At 63.9% G+C, this 17,337-nt stretch carries 17 protein-coding genes; 10 read left to right on the forward strand and 7 right to left on the reverse strand.

From position 1 onward, the window contains the following. Positions 1-22: 22 nt before the first annotated feature. Positions 23-1,675 (reverse strand): RNA polymerase sigma factor, encoded by a 1,653-nt coding sequence (locus QKE30_RS00750; protein ID WP_239315955.1) that lies wholly within the window; start codon positions 1,673-1,675, stop codon positions 23-25. Between the two features lie 224 nt (positions 1,676-1,899). Continuing rightward, the gene (ppgK, locus tag QKE30_RS00755) at positions 1,900-2,679 is read right to left on the reverse strand and encodes a polyphosphate--glucose phosphotransferase (RefSeq protein WP_269944172.1); all 780 of its coding nucleotides are present in this window, start codon (positions 2,677-2,679) and stop codon (positions 1,900-1,902) included. A 77-nt stretch (positions 2,680-2,756) separates the two neighbouring features. Between ppgK and QKE30_RS00760 the strand changes: the two genes are divergently transcribed. Continuing rightward, positions 2,757-3,785 carry an inositol monophosphatase family protein gene (locus tag QKE30_RS00760; protein ID WP_347933852.1) on the forward strand — a complete coding sequence of 343 codons (1,029 nt, stop codon included), beginning with the start codon at positions 2,757-2,759 and terminating at the stop codon, positions 3,783-3,785. Positions 3,786-3,963: 178 nt separating this feature from the next. Continuing rightward, positions 3,964-4,263: a DUF4193 domain-containing protein gene (locus QKE30_RS00765; RefSeq protein ID WP_269944170.1), complete on the forward strand. Its 300-nt coding sequence runs from the start codon at positions 3,964-3,966 to the stop codon at positions 4,261-4,263. 6 nt (positions 4,264-4,269) lie between these two features. Here the strand turns inward: QKE30_RS00765 and QKE30_RS00770 are convergent, their stop codons facing one another. After that, a complete protein-coding gene (locus tag QKE30_RS00770) occupies positions 4,270-4,755 on the reverse strand; it encodes a DUF3093 domain-containing protein (RefSeq protein WP_049050499.1) in 486 nt (161 codons plus the stop codon). A gap of 108 nt (positions 4,756-4,863) precedes the next feature. Here QKE30_RS00770 and dut point away from each other — a divergent pair, with 108 nt between their 5' ends. The 5 genes from dut to dxs all read left to right on the forward strand — a co-directional run bounded on the left by dut (position 4,864) and on the right by dxs (position 10,126). After that, entirely contained in the window at positions 4,864-5,340 is a 477-nt protein-coding gene (gene dut, locus QKE30_RS00775) for a dUTP diphosphatase (RefSeq protein WP_049050519.1), read from the forward strand. Positions 5,341-5,402: 62 nt separating this feature from the next. Next, positions 5,403-6,095, forward strand: coding sequence for a DUF3710 domain-containing protein (locus tag QKE30_RS00780; RefSeq protein ID WP_347933853.1), 693 nt, complete (start codon positions 5,403-5,405; stop codon positions 6,093-6,095). Next, positions 6,095-6,826 carry a DUF3159 domain-containing protein gene (locus tag QKE30_RS00785; RefSeq protein ID WP_269944168.1) on the forward strand — a complete coding sequence of 244 codons (732 nt, stop codon included), beginning with the start codon at positions 6,095-6,097 and terminating at the stop codon, positions 6,824-6,826. Before QKE30_RS00780 ends, QKE30_RS00785 begins: the two co-directional genes overlap by 1 nt. Continuing rightward, a complete protein-coding gene (locus tag QKE30_RS00790; protein WP_347933854.1) occupies positions 6,813-8,135 on the forward strand; it encodes an RsmD family RNA methyltransferase in 1,323 nt (440 codons plus the stop codon). The genes QKE30_RS00785 and QKE30_RS00790 overlap by 14 nt, the downstream gene beginning before the upstream one ends. 98 nt (positions 8,136-8,233) lie before the next feature. Continuing rightward, a complete protein-coding gene (dxs, locus tag QKE30_RS00795; RefSeq protein ID WP_297667363.1) occupies positions 8,234-10,126 on the forward strand; it encodes a 1-deoxy-D-xylulose-5-phosphate synthase in 1,893 nt (630 codons plus the stop codon). On the opposite strand, the gene QKE30_RS00800 is transcribed toward dxs, so the two are convergent. Both QKE30_RS00800 and QKE30_RS00805 read right to left on the reverse strand, forming a co-directional pair. Further along, positions 10,123-11,394, reverse strand: coding sequence for a ribonuclease D (locus QKE30_RS00800; RefSeq protein WP_347933855.1), 1,272 nt, complete (start codon positions 11,392-11,394; stop codon positions 10,123-10,125). The two genes, dxs and QKE30_RS00800, sit on opposite strands and share 4 nt — an antisense overlap. A gap of 56 nt (positions 11,395-11,450) precedes the next feature. Beyond that, a complete protein-coding gene (locus tag QKE30_RS00805; protein WP_297667360.1) occupies positions 11,451-12,074 on the reverse strand; it encodes a DUF3000 domain-containing protein in 624 nt (207 codons plus the stop codon). Between the two features lie 63 nt (positions 12,075-12,137). Here QKE30_RS00805 and hemE point away from each other — a divergent pair, with 63 nt between their 5' ends. From hemE to hemQ, 3 genes are all read left to right on the forward strand, one after another. After that, positions 12,138-13,295 (forward strand): uroporphyrinogen decarboxylase, encoded by a 1,158-nt coding sequence (hemE, locus tag QKE30_RS00810; protein ID WP_347933856.1) that lies wholly within the window; start codon positions 12,138-12,140, stop codon positions 13,293-13,295. After that, positions 13,292-14,737, forward strand: coding sequence for a protoporphyrinogen oxidase (hemG, locus tag QKE30_RS00815; RefSeq protein WP_297667357.1), 1,446 nt, complete (start codon positions 13,292-13,294; stop codon positions 14,735-14,737). Before hemE ends, hemG begins: the two co-directional genes overlap by 4 nt. A gap of 121 nt (positions 14,738-14,858) precedes the next feature. Then, entirely contained in the window at positions 14,859-15,575 is a 717-nt protein-coding gene (gene hemQ, locus QKE30_RS00820) for a hydrogen peroxide-dependent heme synthase (protein ID WP_035003773.1), read from the forward strand. 8 nt (positions 15,576-15,583) lie between these two features. Here hemQ and msrB read toward each other — a convergent pair whose 3' ends face one another. Beyond that, on the reverse strand, positions 15,584-16,018 hold the full coding sequence (gene msrB, locus QKE30_RS00825; protein ID WP_297667354.1) for a peptide-methionine (R)-S-oxide reductase MsrB: 435 nt from the start codon (positions 16,016-16,018) through the stop codon (positions 15,584-15,586). After that, a complete protein-coding gene (locus QKE30_RS00830; protein ID WP_297667353.1) occupies positions 16,011-17,276 on the reverse strand; it encodes a glycosyltransferase family 87 protein in 1,266 nt (421 codons plus the stop codon). Before QKE30_RS00830 ends, msrB begins: the two co-directional genes overlap by 8 nt. Between the last annotated feature and the right edge of the window lie 61 nt (positions 17,277-17,337).

Below are 17,337 nucleotides of genomic sequence, written 5' to 3' on the forward strand. Positions count from 1 at the left end.
CTAGTCTAGAGCTGGCCCAGAACTAATCCAGGTAGTCGCGCAGCACCTGGGACCGCGACGGGTGGCGCAGCTTGGACATCGTCTTCGACTCGATCTGGCGGATGCGCTCGCGGGTAACCCCGTAAACCTGGCCGATTTCGTCTAAAGTGCGCGGCATCCCGTCGGTCAGGCCGAAGCGCAGCTTCACCACGCCGGCCTCGCGCTCGGACAGTGTGTGCAGCACATCCTGCAGCTGATCCTGCAGCAGGGTGAACGAGACCGCGTCGACGGCCACGACGGCCTCCGAGTCCTCGATGAAGTCGCCCAGCTGGGAATCGCCCTCGTCGCCGATGGTCTGGTCCAGGGAAATCGGCTCGCGGGCGTACTGCTGGATCTCCAGCACCTTGTCCACGGTGATGTCCATCTCGCGCGCCAGCTCCTCCGGAGTGGGCTCGCGACCCAGGTCCTGCAGCAGCTCGCGCTGAATGCGGCCCAGCTTGTTGATGACCTCGACCATGTGCACCGGGATGCGGATGGTGCGGGCCTGGTCGGCCATGGCGCGGGTGATCGCCTGGCGAATCCACCAGGTGGCGTACGTGGAGAACTTGTAGCCCTTCACGTAGTCGAACTTCTCGACTGCGCGGATAAGACCCAAGTTGCCCTCCTGGATCAGATCCAGGAACGCCATGCCGCGGCCGGTGTAACGCTTGGCCAGGGACACCACGAGGCGCAGGTTGGCCTCCAGCAAGTGGTTCTTAGCGCGGCGCCCGTCGCGGTCGATTTCGCGCAGGTCGCGGCGGTGCATCGGGGAGAGCTTCTCGCCCGACTCCTTGATCTCCTGCAGACGATAAGCGGCGTACAGGCCGGCCTCGATGCGCTTGGCCAGGGAGACCTCTTGCTCCGCGTTCAGCAGCGCGACCTTGCCGATCTGCTTCAGGTACGCACGCACCGAGTCCGCGGAAGCCGTGAGCTCGGCATCCTTTCGAGCCTGACGCAGCGCTGCGGATTCGTCTTCATCCCAGACGAAGCTGCCGTCCTTCTTGTCGTCTTCCTCGTCGGAATCCTCGGAGTCTTCGTCGTCCTCGTCATCATCGTCGAGGTCGTCGTCATCGTCCTCGAGATCGTCGAGATCCTCCAGGTCGTCGAGGTCTTCGTCCTCATCCATGTCCTCGAGCGCATCGAGGTCATCCGGAGCATCTGCGTCCTCGTCATCGTCGAAGTCGTCCCGTTCTTCTACGCTATCCGGCGCATCCTGCTGCTTGGCCGAAGTAGCGGCGGTGCCGGCTGCAGCTACGTCCTCCTCGAGGACCTCCTCAGCCGCCTTTGCCGCCTTGGTGCCGCGCTTCGCGGTAGTCTTCTTCGCCGTCTTCTTGGCAACCTTGCGCGTGGTCTTCTTCGCGGTTTTCTTGGTTGCCTTCTTGGCCGTCTTCTTCGCGGCCTTGCGCGCAGTCTTCTTGGCAGCCTTCTTTGCGGTTTTCTTCGCCGCCTTCTTTACGGGAGTGGACGCCTGCTCCTCCTGCTCGGCAACAGATTCAGCAGCCTTTGCCGTAGCCTTCCGCGCGGTGGCCTTCTTGGCAACCGTCGACTTCTTCGCCACCTTTCGGGCAGTTTTCTTCGCTGCCGTCTTCTTTGCAACCTTGCGCACAACACCCTCGGTGCTGTCTTCGCCGGTGGTGGTCGAGTCGTTCGCTGCCACGGAAGCCCTTTCACTCGTATTGCATGGTGCACTGAAATGGCCTCCCTAAAAGGCCACATTCCTAAAAGGAATTAGGGTGCACCGGGTTGCGGCATACCCGCAACCGGATGGTCTAGGAGGGTCGTTGAAACCCCTGCTGTGCTAATCGACCGCCCATTATAACTCAAATTGCAGCATGGCGTTGCAACCATCCCTGGTACGAAGCGGTTGCTTTCTAGCGGGTACTAGGGCTTGATGCCATCTTGTACGGCCATTGCAGCGCCGATAATGCCCGCCTGATTGCGCAGCTTCGCCGGGATAACTTCCTCTTCGACAGTCAGCAGCGGAACCCACTTGTCGGCCTTGCGAGAAATACCGCCGCCGACGATAAACGTCTTCGGGCTGAACAGAGCGCTGTAGGCGTGCAGAACCTCGTCCACGCGCGCGGCCCACTTCTTATAGGACAACTCCTCGCGATCCTTCGCCGCGGAGCTGGCATACCACTCGACGTCACCGTTCTCGTCGTGGGGCAGGTGGCCGAGCTCGGAGTTGGGGAACAGGTTTCCATCACACAGCATGGCCGAGCCGATGCCGGTTCCGAAAGTGAGCATCAGCACCGCGCCTTCCTTTGCGCTTTCCTCGCCGTACTTGACCTCGGCCAGTCCGGCTGCGTCGGCGTCATTAAGAACAGCGATCTCCCGCTCGCCGAGGTGGCGCTTGAACAGCTCCTGCATATCGGTATCGATCCACGACTTGTCGATGTTCGCCGCGGAGCGAGCCTTCTGATCCTTGACCACGGCGGGCACCGTTACGCCCACAGGGCCATCCCATTCGGCCATGTCCATCAGCTTGCGCACGACCTCCGCCACTGCATCCGGGGTGGAGGGCTTCGGGGTGAGGATCTTAAAACGCTCGGTGACCAGCTCGCCGGTGTTGAGGTCTACTACGGCGCCTTTCACTCCGGATCCACCGATGTCTACGCCGAAACTCAGGTTCTGCTCTGCCTTGTCCTCAGTCATGCCCATAACACTACCTTGAAGATATTGGGCTGCGCTCGGCATCGGGGTCTAGCAGTCTGCCCCGTGGAAGGTGGCTGTGAAGAGTGATCAGGAATGGCAAGGTGGAGAACATGGAAAACACGGGTTCAGCAAGTATGAGCGCTAAGGCGCGTGAGGTAGCGACGATTCTCCAGCGGGCAGAATCCAACCAGGCGCCCCTGCGAGTGTTCGACGAGGTGTCGACGGCGGGGGAGGCTGGGGCGTCCACAAGAGAAAAAACCCTTAGCCCTGCCGACCTGGAGGCAGTAGCCCTCGAGGTGGCGCGCGAGGCGGCTGTCCTTATTCGACGCCGTCGTGGCGAACTCGCCGACGAGCACGGTCACGTCGGCGTGGTGGGGACGAAGACCTCCGAGGTGGATCCGGTGACGGAGGTAGACCAGGCCAGCGAGAAACTCATTACAGAGCAGCTGCTGCAGCGGGTGCCCGGATCCCGCGTGCTCGGTGAGGAAAGCGGCTTGAGTAGCGAGGACAGTGCCCCGGGGGAGGTTCTATGGATCGTCGATCCGATCGATGGAACAGTGAACTTCCTCTACGGGGTTCCGGCCTATGCCGTGAGCATCGCCGCAGTGGTGAACGGTCAGCCAGTAGCCGGAGTGGTGGTGGACGTGACAGGCCAGGTTGCCTACGTGGCGCATGCGGGCGGGCCGGCGCGGCGCTTGAAGGACATTGCCGATAAGGGCGCGGCCGTTACTCTGCGCGTGGAACCGGCGGAGCAGGAGGCAGCGCCTGGTGGAGCACTGGGGAAGGCGCTGGTTGCAACCGGCTTTTCGTACGTGGCTGAGGATCGCCGCCGCCAGGCGGAGCGGCTGACCCGCCTGCTGCCGCAAGTCCGCGACATTCGACGGATCGGCTCGGCCGCACTGGACCTGTGCCGTGTGGCAAGTGGGGAAGTAGATGCCTACTTTGAACACGGGTTGGGCCCGTGGGACCACGCTGCGGGGTGCCTGATTGCCGCGCGTGCCGGAGCCATTAGCGTGGCCCCGGATTATGACGTGACGAAGGAGGCGAAGGCGCTTGTATTGGCAGTGAAGCCGGGGGTGGCTGCGGAGCTGGCTGAACTGCTGGTGGAATAGCCGCGGGGGGAGCCATTTACCCCTATCGGGCGCCAGTGCGCGCGTGAAGGTGACAAGGGGCGTGCATGTGCTCTAGGATCCGCGAACAGTGAGACGAACTAAGGCAATTTTCAGCCAGCCCTGCTGGCTGTTTTGCACTCCATCTGATCGACACAACCGACGTGAGTAAGGACCCAATATGGCCACTGACTACGACGCGCCGCGCCGACGTTCCGAAGACGACATCGAGACCGACTCCCTGGAAGGCCTGAAGGCCGCAGAGAAGGCCGAACCGGCCGTTTCCGATACGGATGATGGAGAGATCGTCGAGCCCTTCGACGTACCCATGGCGGATCTTTCCGGCGAGGAGCTGTCCGGCTCTGTAATCCCGCGCCAGAGCGACGAGTTCACCTGCAGCGTGTGCTTCCTGGTGCAGCACCGCAGCTGCATTGCAGAAACCGTCGCCGACGGCGAGTACATCTGCAAGGACTGCGCTTAAGCTGCGTTAGTAGATCGGGCGACCAAGCTGCTCCAGAACCTCCTGAGGTTCCTTAGTGGAGATCAGCCAGTAGGGGGTTGGGTCGTCCGGATCGTCCAGGACGAGCATCGCCATCGTCGGGATCCAGTTCTTGTGCACAACATAGGCGGCCGGATCCAGCTGGCGGCCCATAGCGGCGCGCTTGGCGGTAGGGGGAATAACTAGGCTGCGGCTGACCACACTTGCGGGGAGTCTTGCCGGGCCGACATGCAACCAACGCTCGCCGGAGCTATCTTCCGTGACCTCCACCTTCGTGCGGGAGAAGTAAATAAGCGCCCACACTGCCAGCGCGCCGGAAACCACGAGGGCGACGTAGAAGGCCCACATCGGACGGCCCATTTGCGCCTGCCACGCAATGATTGCGACTACGCCCGCGGCGAACAGCCACCACACTAGGGGTACGCGCTGGTGCTCCGAATACAGCAGCTTTTCCTGCTGAGTGTCCGATGCCAATTGAATATCTCCTGATAGATCTGTTCGCTTTGCGTGCTGCCTAGTAATTCTAGCCCGTGGGGGTTCGGACATCGTAACTTCGGTTGGGTACTTGTAGTCTTGGTGACCGTGACCCTTAAGCAAAATGGACAAACCGGAAATGACGCCCCGCTGCGTATCGTTCGCCTGGACAAGGAGCTGCCCTTGCCGCGCCGCGCCCACCCGACGGATGCCGGCATAGACCTCTACACGGCCCAGGATGTGACCATTGCCCCTGGGCACCGGGAGCTGGTCGGCACAGGCATCGCCATCGCATTGCCTGTAGGCACAGTGGGGCTGGTGCACCCGCGCAGTGGGCTCGCGCTGAAGAAGGGGCTTTCCATCGTCAATGCCCCGGGGACGATTGATGCGGACTATCGCGGGGAGATCAAGGTATGCCTGATCAACCTGGATCCTGAGCAGCCCATTGAATTGGCGCGCGGGGAGCGGATTGCACAGCTGCTGGTGCAGGAAGTCAGCCTGTGCGACGTCGAAGAGGTCGAGAGCGTAGAGCAACTGGGGGAGACCGTGCGGGGCGAGTCCGGCTATGGCTCCACTGGGGTTTAGACTCGCAACGCTTAGCTGCACTCGAAGTAACTTAAGAAGCCAACAGAAGACGGAGTTTTGAGATGTTTGGTCGCAAGAGTAACGACGACAAGAATCAAGTAGAGGAAGCTGTTCAGCCGCAGCAGGATCAGCCAGAAAACGACTTTGGTCCGTTTGACGGCGACACGGTGAACTTCCAGGACTTCGACTTCTCGGATTTTGCCGCGGGAGCTTTGGATCTGGGCTCCATGCTCATTCCGGTGCCGCACGGCGGTGAGGTCAAGGTGGATATGGGGCCGGAGGGGCCGCAGATGATTCACCTGGAGATCGACGGTGGGCGCATTACCCCGATTGCCTTCGCTGCACCGCGAAACGGTGACCTGTGGGCCGAATCTGTCGAGGAGACGGTCGCGGGCATGACGAAGGACGGCCTGGACGTTCACGTCGAGGACGGCCCGTGGGGCCAGGAGATCTGCGCGGTAGCCGGTGAGGGGCAGATGCGCCTGATCGGCGTGAACGGTCCACGTTGGATGTTCCGGGCGACGCTGGCCGGAGAGAAGTCCAAGGCGGACGAGTTGGCCAAGGTGGGCCGGGAGATCATCGCACGTACCTTTATCCGCCGCGGCAGCGACCCAATTCCGGCCGGCCAGCCTTTGCCGGTGTTGATGCCGCAGGCCATGGCGGATGCTCTGCAGGAGCAGCTGCAGGAGCTGGCCCACCGCCAGAATGCCGAATCCCAGGGAGCTACCCGGAATCTGGGCGAGGATCTGCAGTAATGGCAGGAAAGACAGAGCCGCAACAGGGCGGCGATGCAGCCCAGGCCACCCTGCTGGAGCAAATGGGAGGCCTGTCCGGACTGGTCTCCTCCACGTTGCCCGTGCTGGTTCTGGTGCCGGTAAACAGCCAGTGGGGTCTGGGACCCGCGCTGATTTCTGCGCTGGCGGTTGCAGTGTTGATTCTGGTGTGGCGCGTAGCGCGCAAGGAGAACCTGCAGCCGGCGATCTCCGGCTTCCTCGCGGTCGCGCTGTGCGCAGCGATCGCCTGGATCATGGGGGATGCAAAGGGCTATTTCGCCTACGGCATCTGGTACTCGCTGGTGGCGGGCATCGCATCCATTATTTCGATCTTTGTTCGCTGGCCGCTGGTCGGCGCGGTATGGCGCGGCATCAATGGTGACGATCACCGCTGGCGCACGAACCGCCGAGCAGTGCGGGCCTTCAACATTGCCACCCTTGCATGGGCCGTGGTGTTCTTCGCCCGCTTTGCCGTTCAGCAGTGGCTCTATGCTGGCGATAAGACTGACGCCCTCGGGTACACCCGCATCGCAATGGGATGGCCCCTGACGCTGGTAGCAGTGGCGGTCACCGTTTGGGCAGTGAAGGCAGCGAACCGAGCGGAGGGGCGGCACTCGGAGAAGCCGGGCGAAGACACGCAAGACCTACAGCAGGTCGAGGCGGAAAGCATGGAAGAAGGTATCGAAGAGGTGGAGACCGATGGGCGTCACTAAGAAGGAAGAAGTAGTGATCGACCTGGCGGGTCCGGCGAACGGCGGCACCGTGATCGGCCGACTGGACGGGCAAATCGTGTTCGTGCGCGGTGGACTGCCGGGCGAGAAGGATGTGACGGTGGCGCTGGATCCGGCGCGGAACTCGAAGTCTAAGAAAGGTTTCCGCAACGGCGAGGCTGTAGCCATCGGACAGCCGAGCCCCCACCGTGTGTCCCCGGCATGCCCGGCAGCGCAGGCCGGGGCGGGATGCTGCGACCTGGATTTCGTGGACGCCGCCGGGTCGCTGGACTATAAGAAGCAAGTGGTGCTGGATCAGCTGGCTCGCGTGGGGAAGATTGATGCCGAAGCCTTGCAAGAGGTCACGGTCAACGCCGAGAGCCTGCAGCCCTTCGCAGGCTCGCGCACGCGCGTGCGTCTCGCCGTGGATGGGGAGGGCAACGTCGGCCAGCGGGCGCGTGGCTCGCACCAGGTGGTGCCGGTGGAGAACCCCTGCGCGCAGTGGAGCGAAGCCCTGCGAAAGGGGCTGGCGGAGGAGATCGAACAGCTGCGAGCGGCCGGGAAGCTGGTTTTCAACTCCGAGATCGCCGTCGCCGTGGCAGACGACGGCACCCGGAAGATGGTGCAGCTGCGGGGCAAGGCCACTGATGGTGCGGGTGAGATTCCCACCGTTTCCCGTACCGTGCACTTTGGTGCCGGCCTTGACAGGGAGTTCGACGTGCGGTGGGAGAGCCAGGTGCAGGATTTCTGGCAGGCGCACCGCGCCGCTCCGGAGTTCTACTCCGCCTGGATCGCCCGCCACATCCCGCCGGTGGCGCAGGGGGAGAAAACGCAAGGGGCAAAGCCTAAGCAGTCGATTGCGTGGGATCTGTACGGCGGCGCCGGGGTATTCAGCGCGGCACTGTCCCGCAAGGCCGACCGGGTTATCTGTGTGGACGTGGCAGGCAGCGCCAGCGAGGCGGGGGCACGGGCCCTGGCGGCAGCTGGCATCGACAATGTTGAGTTCGTCGGCGGTGACGTGGCGGGTCTGGTTCCCCAACTGCCAAGCGGAGGATCCGTGCACGCTGTGGTTCTGGACCCGCCGCGCACGGGTGCGGGCACGCAGACGGTTGCCGATATTGCCAAGGCCCGCCCGCGGCACGTCGTTCACGTGGGATGCGACCCGGCCACCGCCGCCCGCGACCTCGCCGCTTGGATCGACAACGGCTACGCAATTAAGGAGCTGTGCGTGGTGGATGCCTTCGGCCTTAACCACCACGTAGAACTGCTGGCATATTTGGTTCCGGACCGCCGCGGTCGCGCCGGCTCTTAAACCCCGGTGGGGGATTCTTTCAAAACACTTGAGCGCAGTTAGAATGGACGGACACAACATTCGGCGCGAGACATGAGGACGGAGAAGAGTAGTTTCACATGGGAATTCTCGATAAGGTGTCTTCGCCCGCTGACCTCAAGGGGCTGGACACAGACCAGCTAGAGCAGCTGGCCGCGGAGATCCGCGAGTTTCTTATCCAGAAGGTCTCCGCAACCGGCGGCCACCTGGGACCAAACCTGGGCGTTGTAGAGCTGACGATCGCCATGCACCGGGTATTCGACTCGCCTTCGGACCCGTTGATTTTCGACACCGGCCACCAGTCCTACGTGCACAAGATCTTGACTGGTCGCCGGGATCTATTCGACACGCTGCGTCAAAAGGACGGGCTCTCCGGCTACCCGGATCGGGCGGAGTCTCCACACGACTGGACTGAGTCCTCCCACGCTTCCGCCTCGCTGTCCTACGCCGATGGTCTGGCCAAGGCTTTCGAGCTGACCGGCCAGGTCCACCGCCACGTTGTCGCCCTAGTTGGCGATGGCGCGTTGACCGGTGGCATGACGTGGGAGGCGCTGAACAATATCGCCGCCGCGAAGAAGCGCAGCCTAGTCATCGTCGTCAACGACAACGGCCGCTCCTATTCGCCCACGATCGGCGGTCTCGCCGAGAACCTGGCCGCGCTGCGCCTGCAGCCGATGTACGACCGGGTGATGGATACCGGCAAGTACGCCCTGGGTCGAATGGGCTGGGTGGGCGACCGCGCCTTCCAGGTGATTCACGGCCTCAAGGAGGGCGTGAAGCACACCGTCATCCCGCACGAGATGTTCCCGGAGCTGGGCCTGAAGTACATTGGCCCCGTCGATGGCCACGACCTCAAACAGGTCGAGAACGCTCTGCGCTACGCCAAGGACTACGGCGGCCCCGTGATCGTCCACACCGTCACGCAGAAGGGCAAGGGCTTTGACCCCGCCGAGCAGGACGAGGCCGACCAGATGCACTCCACCGGCGTGATCGACCCGATCACCGGTGAGTCGATGGCGAAGAAGACCGAGGGCGCGATCAGCTGGACCAAGGTGTTCTCCAACCATCTGATCGACATTGCCAACGAGCGCGAGGATATCGTCGCCATCACCGCCGCCATGGCTGGTCCGACCGGCCTGGCCGACTTCGCGAAGGTGCACCCCAGCCGCACCTACGACGTCGGTATCGCCGAGCAGCACGCGGTGACCTCCGCCGCCGGCCTGGCTCTCGGTGGTCTGCACCCGGTGGTGGCCGTCTACTCGACGTTCCTCAATCGCGCGTTCGACCAGCTCTTGATGGACGTCGCCCTGCTGAAGCTGGGCGTCACCCTCGTCCTCGACCGCGCGGGCATCACGGGCTCCGACGGCGCCAGCCACAACGGCATGTGGGATCTGTCGATCACCGGCATCGTCCCCGGCATCCACGTCGCCGCCCCGCGAGACGCGCGAACCCTGGAGCTGGCCCTCGACCGCGCAGTGGCCATCGACGATGCTCCGACTGTCGTGCGCTTCCCGAAGGGCAATGCCCCCGCCGACGTGCCCGCGGTCCGAGAAGAAGCCGACTACGACCTGCTGTTCGAGCAGGGCGGCGAGCAGACCGACGGTCGCGTGCTCATTGTCTCTTTCGGAGCTCTTACGGACCAGGCTTTGGGCGCTGCGCAGGCTCTTTGTGACGCCAACTTCTCCGCCACCGTCGTGGATCCCCACTGGGTAGTCCCCACTGCGGAAAGCTTGCTGGAGCTCGCCCGCGACTTCGACCTCATCGTCACGATCGAGGACAACGGCGTGCACGGCGGAGCGGGCAGTCGCCTGCACTACGACCTGTCCCAGGCGGGCATCGACGTGCCCGTCCGCAACCTGGGCGTGCCGCAGGAATTCCTGGCCCATGCCTCGCGCGGCGAGGTGCTGGAGGAGCTTGGCCTGGACGTCGAGACGGTCGCCCAGACCGTCGTTGGATACGCGGAGAAGCTCTAGCCCGCGTACACCGCCGCGACGGCGGGCGTTGTTGCGTTAAGCAACACCTCCACCTGCCAGGGCCGCAGGCCCAGGGCGGTCCACTTGTCGCCGAGTAGTTGCTCCCATTCCGCGACCGGGTCCTCGGCGCCTTCCAGCGCGCCGGTATCTTCGGCCAGCCAGCAAGACCAGGCGGCTTGGCGCAGATTCTTCCTCGTCACAATCGTGTCCAGGCGGATCTGTAAGGCATCCGCTGCGTTATCGGCCGCGGAGAGAATCGCTTCGGAGTAGGCAGCCGCGCGGGGGTATTCCTCAGGCCAGACCTTGTGGTCCGGGATGCCGCGCGTGGGGTTTCGCGGCGGCAGGAACTGTTGGGTCTCGAGATCCTGGGGATCGGACATGAGGGCGTCCGAAAGAAGCTCGGCCAATTGCCTGCGAGCCCGAGGTTTCATGCGCGCCCGGGAGTGATGCAGGCAGGAGTTTAACTGCCGCAGCGCACCGGCCCGGTCCCGATCGGCGCGGCCGGCGATGTCCACGAGGTCGCGGCTGCGCAGGATAGCCTCCGGGGAGATGTCGCCGCGGCGGGCCATGACATCACGGGATTCCCAGAGGTCGTGGGCGATCCGGCGGGGCAGGGCGCGGCGCAGCGAACTCAAACCCTTGAGGCCCGTCCAGTCGTTGGCGGACAGGGGAGAGGCAGAGGCCAGCACGTGTGCGCACTCCTGGGCATACCACTCGGTGCGGCCGGTCTCGGCGAGGTCATCCAGGCAGCGTTCCAGCAGCTCCAGCAGCCATTCGACGTCCAGGGCGGCGTAGTTCAGCATCGCCTCGCTCAGCGGCCTGCGCGACCAGTCCGCGTTGCCCTTATCCTTGGGCACCTCAATGTCGAAGTAGGCCTTCAGCATGCCGGAAAGACCAATGCGCTCGGCACCGAGGATCTGCCCGGCAATCTGCGTGTCGTGCAGTACCTGTGGGTGCCAATCCAAGGCCAGCAGGCAGGGCAGGTCGGTGTGCGCTGCGTGGAGCACCCATTCGGCTTCGTTCACGACCTTGGCCATGTCGCGGGTAGCTCGGGGTTCAGCCTCGGGATCAATCAGGAAAGTGCCGGAGCCGTGGCGGCGCAGTTGGATCACGAACGCGCGATCGTCGTAGCGGTAGGCAGAGGCGCGCTCCGTGTCGATGGCGATGGGGCCAGTGCCCGCGGCGAGTGCGCGGGCGACGTCGTCGATGTGCTGCGGGGTATCCCGCAGAACCGGGGTGCCGGTGGCGGGGACAGAGACAAAACTCACGGCTATAACGATACGTCAGCCCGCCGGCTGGCTCGCCCCGGAGCCTCTCGCCGGTACTAGGAGTCGTTTGCGGCCGCGGTGCTTGCGGGGCGGGCGCCGAAAGCCAGGCTGGTCACGCCCTCGGGCGGCAGACCTGCGACGTTAGCCAGCACCTCCGCGAAGGCTTGGACGTGGCCGGTGAGGTCGGAACCGGTGGCGGTCCAGGAGGCGCGCATCTCCAGCTGGAAGGCGCGCGGCGGGCCGCCGATCTCGCCGTAGCGGACGGAAGCGGTGGAGGTCACCGTGCCGCCGAGGTCGGTGTATTCGCAGCTGGGGGAGTCCAACTGCTCCTTGAGCCAGTCCCACGCCACGTCCGGCAGCAGGGGGTCGGAGGCCACGGCGGCATCCATGTCCGCCTGGATGTAGGCGACCATGCGCATGCGCTTGCCCTGCCACTGCTCCTCGCCCTGCGGGTCGTGCAGCAGGATCAGGCGGCCGAAGGCATCGCCGGCGGGGGTTCCGGTGCTCTCGTCGCTGTCTTCGTCGGCGGGCAGCACCTCGAGGCCGATGGCGTGGCTGAGGGGTGCGAGGTTGCGGGGTGGTCGGATGTCTCCGACGCTGATGCCACGACGCACTTGTGCTTCCGACATGGAGCGCACCGCTTCGTGGAAGTACTCTGGGATCTCAGTCTCTTGGCTCACAAGGCCTAAACCTAGCCTTTAAGGTTTGTCGCGTTTGTGAGGCGCGCCGAGGGCGCTGGCATAATGGCATCTATGACGAGTGAGCCTTTTGATTGCCCCATCCAAGCTGATACTGCTGCCGCGGAGTCGCGGCGTCGCGCCCACAAGGACGCGCCGTTCCTCGCCGCAGCGCGCGGAGAAACCCCAAGTCGCCGCCCGGTGTGGATGATGCGCCAGGCCGGCCGCTCCCTGCCGGAGTACCGCGAGATCCGTAAGGATTACGGCATGTTGGAATCGTGCTTTAATCCGGAGCTGCTTGCGGAGATTACCTTGCAGCCGGTTCGCCGGCACGACGCTGACGCTGCGATTCTGTTCTCCGACATCGTGGTACCGCTAAAGGCGGCAGGCGTGGACTTGGATATCGTTGCCGGCCGCGGCCCTGTTGTGGAGCATCCGGTGCGCACGGCAGAGGAGGCAGCTGCCCTGCCGATCGTAGAGAGCAGTCAGCTCGACAGCATCGTCGAAGGTATCGGCGGTGTGCTACAGGGACTGCGTGACGACCAGGTTCTCATCGGTTTCGCAGGCGCGCCCTTTACCCTCGCCTCTTATCTCGTTGAGGGTGGCCCCTCGAAGAACCACGAGGTCACGAAGGCTCTGATGTACTCGCAGCCGGATGTGTGGCACGCCCTGATGCGCCGATTGACGCCAACTATTATCCGCTTCCTGCAGGTTCAGGCGGAGGCTGGCGTGGATGCCCTGCAGTTGTTTGACTCCTGGGCCGGCTACCTGACTGCGCGGGACTACCGTGAGTTCGTCCGCCCGTACTCCACCGAGATTTTCAATGCGATGCGCGCCTACGGCGTGCCGATGATCCATTTCGGAGTGGGCACCGGGGAGCTGTTGGGCGACATGGCTCTGGCCGGCCCCGACGTGGTGGGCGTGGATTGGCGCGTGCCGCTGGATTCCGCCGCCACGCGCGTATCCGCCGCGCTGCAGGAGGCCGACCCGACTGCGGAGCCGGCCACCCGCGCCAAGGCGCTGCAGGGCAACCTGGACCCGGCCGTACTGTTCGCCGGTTCGGACGTTGTAGAGGCGCAGATCGGACGCATCTGTGCCGAGGCCGACCGCGCCATCGAGCGCGGCCAGGCACGCGGACATATCTTCAACCTGGGCCACGGCGTTTTGCCGAACACCGATCCCGATGCCATCACCTGCGCCTTCGAGGAGGTTCACAAGCGATGAAGGCCAACCAGTTTTCCTGCCACTTCGAGAAGCTAGACACGTCCGGTCTTGAGGGGATGCGCGTCGCCGTGATCGGCGGCGGCATCGCGGGTCTGGCCGCGGCCTGGGAGCTGCGCCGCCAGCTGGGTCCGAACGCCCGCATCCTGCTGACCGAGGCCTACGACCGCCTGGGCGGGAAGCTCAAGACCGTGAACTACGCCAACGGTCCAGTGGACATGGGAGCGGAGGCCTACATGGGCTTCCGCGAGGACTTCACTGAACTGGTTGAATCCGTTGGGCTGGGGGATCAGCTGTGCGTGCCCTCTGGCCTGCCGAGCGGTTTCTATGTGGACGGCGCGCTGGTGGATATTCCGCGGCGCACGTTGATGGGCATCCCTTCCCGCGGTGCCGACGTTTCCGAGGTCGTGGGGCAAGACGGTGCTGCGCGCATCGACGGCGAGCGTAACGGCCAGCCGATGACCTGGACGCCGGGGCAGGACACGTCGGTCGGACAGTTGGTGGAAGCCCGCTTGGGCCGCATCGTGGTCGACCGTTTGGTCTCCCCGCTGCTGGGCGGCGTGTATTCCTGCAATGCTTTCGACCTGGGAGTCCGCGCCACGCTTCCGCAGCTGGCGGCGGAGTTGGATCGCCGTGGCGCGGAGGGCCAGCCGTTCTTCCTGGTCGATACCATCGAGCACCTTCTTTCCCAACGCCCCGAGCCCCAGGAGGGCGAGAAGCCGAAGCCCGTCTTCCGCAGCCTGCGCGGGGGTTACGCCAGCCTGGTAGACGCGCTGGTGCGCCACGCAAATCCGGAGCTCCTGCGCAACACCGCCGTGGAATCCATCGGCCGGACTCGCGGCGGGTACTACATCGATCCGATCGGCGAGTTCGATGCCGTCATCGTCGCCACCCCGGCGCCCACCGCGTCGGCCATCTTGCAGTACATGGCTCCCACCGCCGCGGGCGTGCTGGGTGAGATCGATCTCGCCAGCAGCGTAGTCGTCGGCATGCGCATGGCTTCCGCCCACGGCATCCCGGAGCGTTCGGGGGTTCTTTTGGGTAGTGACGCCCCTACGGAGGCGAAGGCCTTCACGTTCTCGTCTCGTAAGTGGCCGCACCTGGCCGAGCGCGGGGGCGCCTTTGTGCGGGCTAGCTTCGGCAGCTTTGGCAACCCGTGGCACTTGGACGTAGATAACCGAGCCCTGCTGAGCTTCGCGGTTGAGGATCTGGAGCGCATCACCGGCGAGCGGAAGACCCCGGAGGAATACTTCGTCCAGCGCTGGTGGGGTGGCCTGCCGCGCTATGGCGTGGGCTACATGGATGCAATGTCCAAGGCTTACGCCGAGGTGTTGGACATTCGCGGGCTGGCATTGGCCGGTTCGATGCTCAACGGCGTGGGCGTGCCCGCAACCGCCGCTTCGGGCGTGGAGGCCGCGCGGGAGATCATCCGCGAGATGGCGTGATCCACCCCACGCCTAGCTCCTCCGGAGGGTGATCTCGCGTAGATTGGATTTGGTATAAGCCGTTAACGGCTGCCATAGAACCTATGAATGGAACTCAGAAAGGCTAAAGAGGCTAAACACCATGACTGAACTGAACGCGCAGGAAATCAAGCGTCTCAACGCCGTCGTTCGCTTCGCCACCTACTCGGTCTTCAAGATCGAGCCGGGCGTGCTGGGGGATCGCGCGGAGGTAGCTGCTGATTTTCAGGCATTCATTGATTCCTTTGAGGATGAGGACCTGGTTATCCGCGGTGTCTACGACCTGTCCGCACTGCGCGCCGAGGCCGACGTCATGATCTGGTGGCACGCGGAGAAGATGCAGGATCTGCAGGTGGCCTACCGCCGCTTCCTCAAGGAAACCAAGCTGGGGCAGGCCTGCGAGCCGGTATGGTCCAACACCTGCCTGCACCGCCCGAGCGAGTTCAACAAGGCTCACCTGCCGTCCTTCATTATGGGCGAGGAGCCGGGCGATTGGATTTGCGTCTACCCGTTCGTCCGCAGCTACGAGTGGTACACCATGGATCGTGCGGAGCGCTCCCGCTTGCTGCGCGAGCACGGCAAGGCCGCCCTGGGCTTCGACGAGGTTCGTGCTAACACCGTCCCCGCCTTCGCACTGGGTGACTACGAGTGGATCCTGGCCTTCGAGTCCCCGACGCTGGAGCGCATCGTCGAGCTTATGTACAAGATGCGCTACACGGAGGCGCGTCACCACGTGCGCGAGGAAATCCCGTTCTTCACCGGCCGCCGTGTCAACGGCGATAAGGAGGAGCTGGCCAGCTTCGTGGAGTCGCTGGCCTAGCCGCCTAACTAATCGGCCGGATCTTCGGCCGGCTGCAGCGTCAAAGCAATGCTGTTGATGCAATAGCGCAGATCGGTGGGCGTGGGGTAACCCTCGCCCTCGAAAACGTGGCCCAGGTGGCCCTCGCACTGCGCACAGAGAACCTCGATGCGGCGCATGCCGAGGGAATCGTCGACGCGGGTAATGACCGCTTCCGAATCCTTCGGGTCAAAAAAGCTCGGCCAGCCGCAGTGCGAATGGAACTTCTCGGTCGAGCGGAACAGCTCTGCCCCGCAGCCCTTGCAGGCGTACACACCCTCCGTCTCCGTGTCCGTGTATTCGCCCTTGAAGGGGGCCTCAGTCCCGGCCCGGCGGAGCACAGCGAACTCCTCGGGGGTCAGACGCTCGCGCCACTGCTCGTCAGTGAGCTTGCGGAAATCAGCGGTCGGGTTCAACTCAGCCATCAGTATCTTCTCCTGTCCTAGTCTTGTCCCGGTAGAAAAGACCGTTCGTGTGTACATCGCCTAGGGGGTGGACGTTGTGGCGTCGTTCCCTAAAGAACCACATCGTAGAGACCACCGCAGCGGCGACCAGTAACAGTGACCAACCAATAGTGCCGCGCGTATATTCCGCCACCCGGCCGTAGTTGACCCACCGATCCGAGGACCAGGAGTCGTGGCTGAAGAAGAAGTACACCCCCAGCCACGCCACGGGGGTGTGCATCACGGAGCGGGGGGACAGAACCGTGAAGAGCAGCGGCAGCAGCAGCATAGAGTAGTACATCTGGCCCAGGCTGCTAATCAGGAACACGCCCGTCAGAAGCACGCCGGCGGTGCTTGCGGCCCACATCACCGGATCACGGTCGCGGAAGCGCAGCAGCATCGCCAGCGCCACGAGGACGCAGATCTCGGCCAGGATGCGCCACAGCCAGATCGTCCAGTCCGGGAAGCCGAAATACACGCCCACGCCGGGGATCGACGAATTGGCGAAATCCCGCACCCCGCCGAGGTAGGGCAGTAGCTTGTCGATGTAATCGCCCGCGTTTGTGGTGAGCGGCCAGGCGATGACGTTCATGGCGACCGGGATCGCCAGTCCAGTGGCGATGGTGGACAGCTGGCGGCGCATCAGGGGAATGAAGAGCAGCGGCAGGAACTGCGGCTTGATCGTAATGGCTAGGCCGATGACAATACCCGCCAGCACGCCTCGGTTGTTGATAAGCAGCCACAGGAACAGTGCCTCGGCCAGCAACAGTACACCGTTGATGTTGCCGAACCCGAGGGTGTTGGCGATCGATTCGGAGCTGAAGAGGAAGAAGATGCCGACGGGCAGAACCCAGGAGCGCAGGGAATAATCAAAGAGCTTCGTGAGCACCACGACCGCCAGCACCGCCGCAACGCCGTTGCCGACCACGTACACGGCCCGCGCGAGGTCGACGTTCGTTAGCAACGACAGGGGGCTCAGCAGCAGCGTGGCGCCGGGGGAGTAGAGGTAGTGCGGATCCGTGGAGGAGTAGTCCTGGTCGTAGATCGCCTCCTGGGCGCGGAACTTGTACAGCGCTGAGATAACCGTGCCGAAGTCGTCGGTGAGTCGCGAGTTCCAAGGGTGAACGAATACGCGATGGATAAAGGTCATTACAGCCAGCGGCCAGAACACCCAGCAGAGGATCTGGGAGGTGTCCACGCGGCTTTCTGCACGTGTAGAGGAAGATTTCTCGGCGTTCATCGCCGACTAATTTTAGCCCCCGAATCTCCCCGGGAGCGCTGCCACGCCGCTGCTGAGAGAT

The sequence above is a fragment of the Corynebacterium sp. c24Ua_83 genome (assembly GCF_039907245.1).
Lineage (GTDB): Bacteria > Actinomycetota > Actinomycetes > Mycobacteriales > Mycobacteriaceae > Corynebacterium.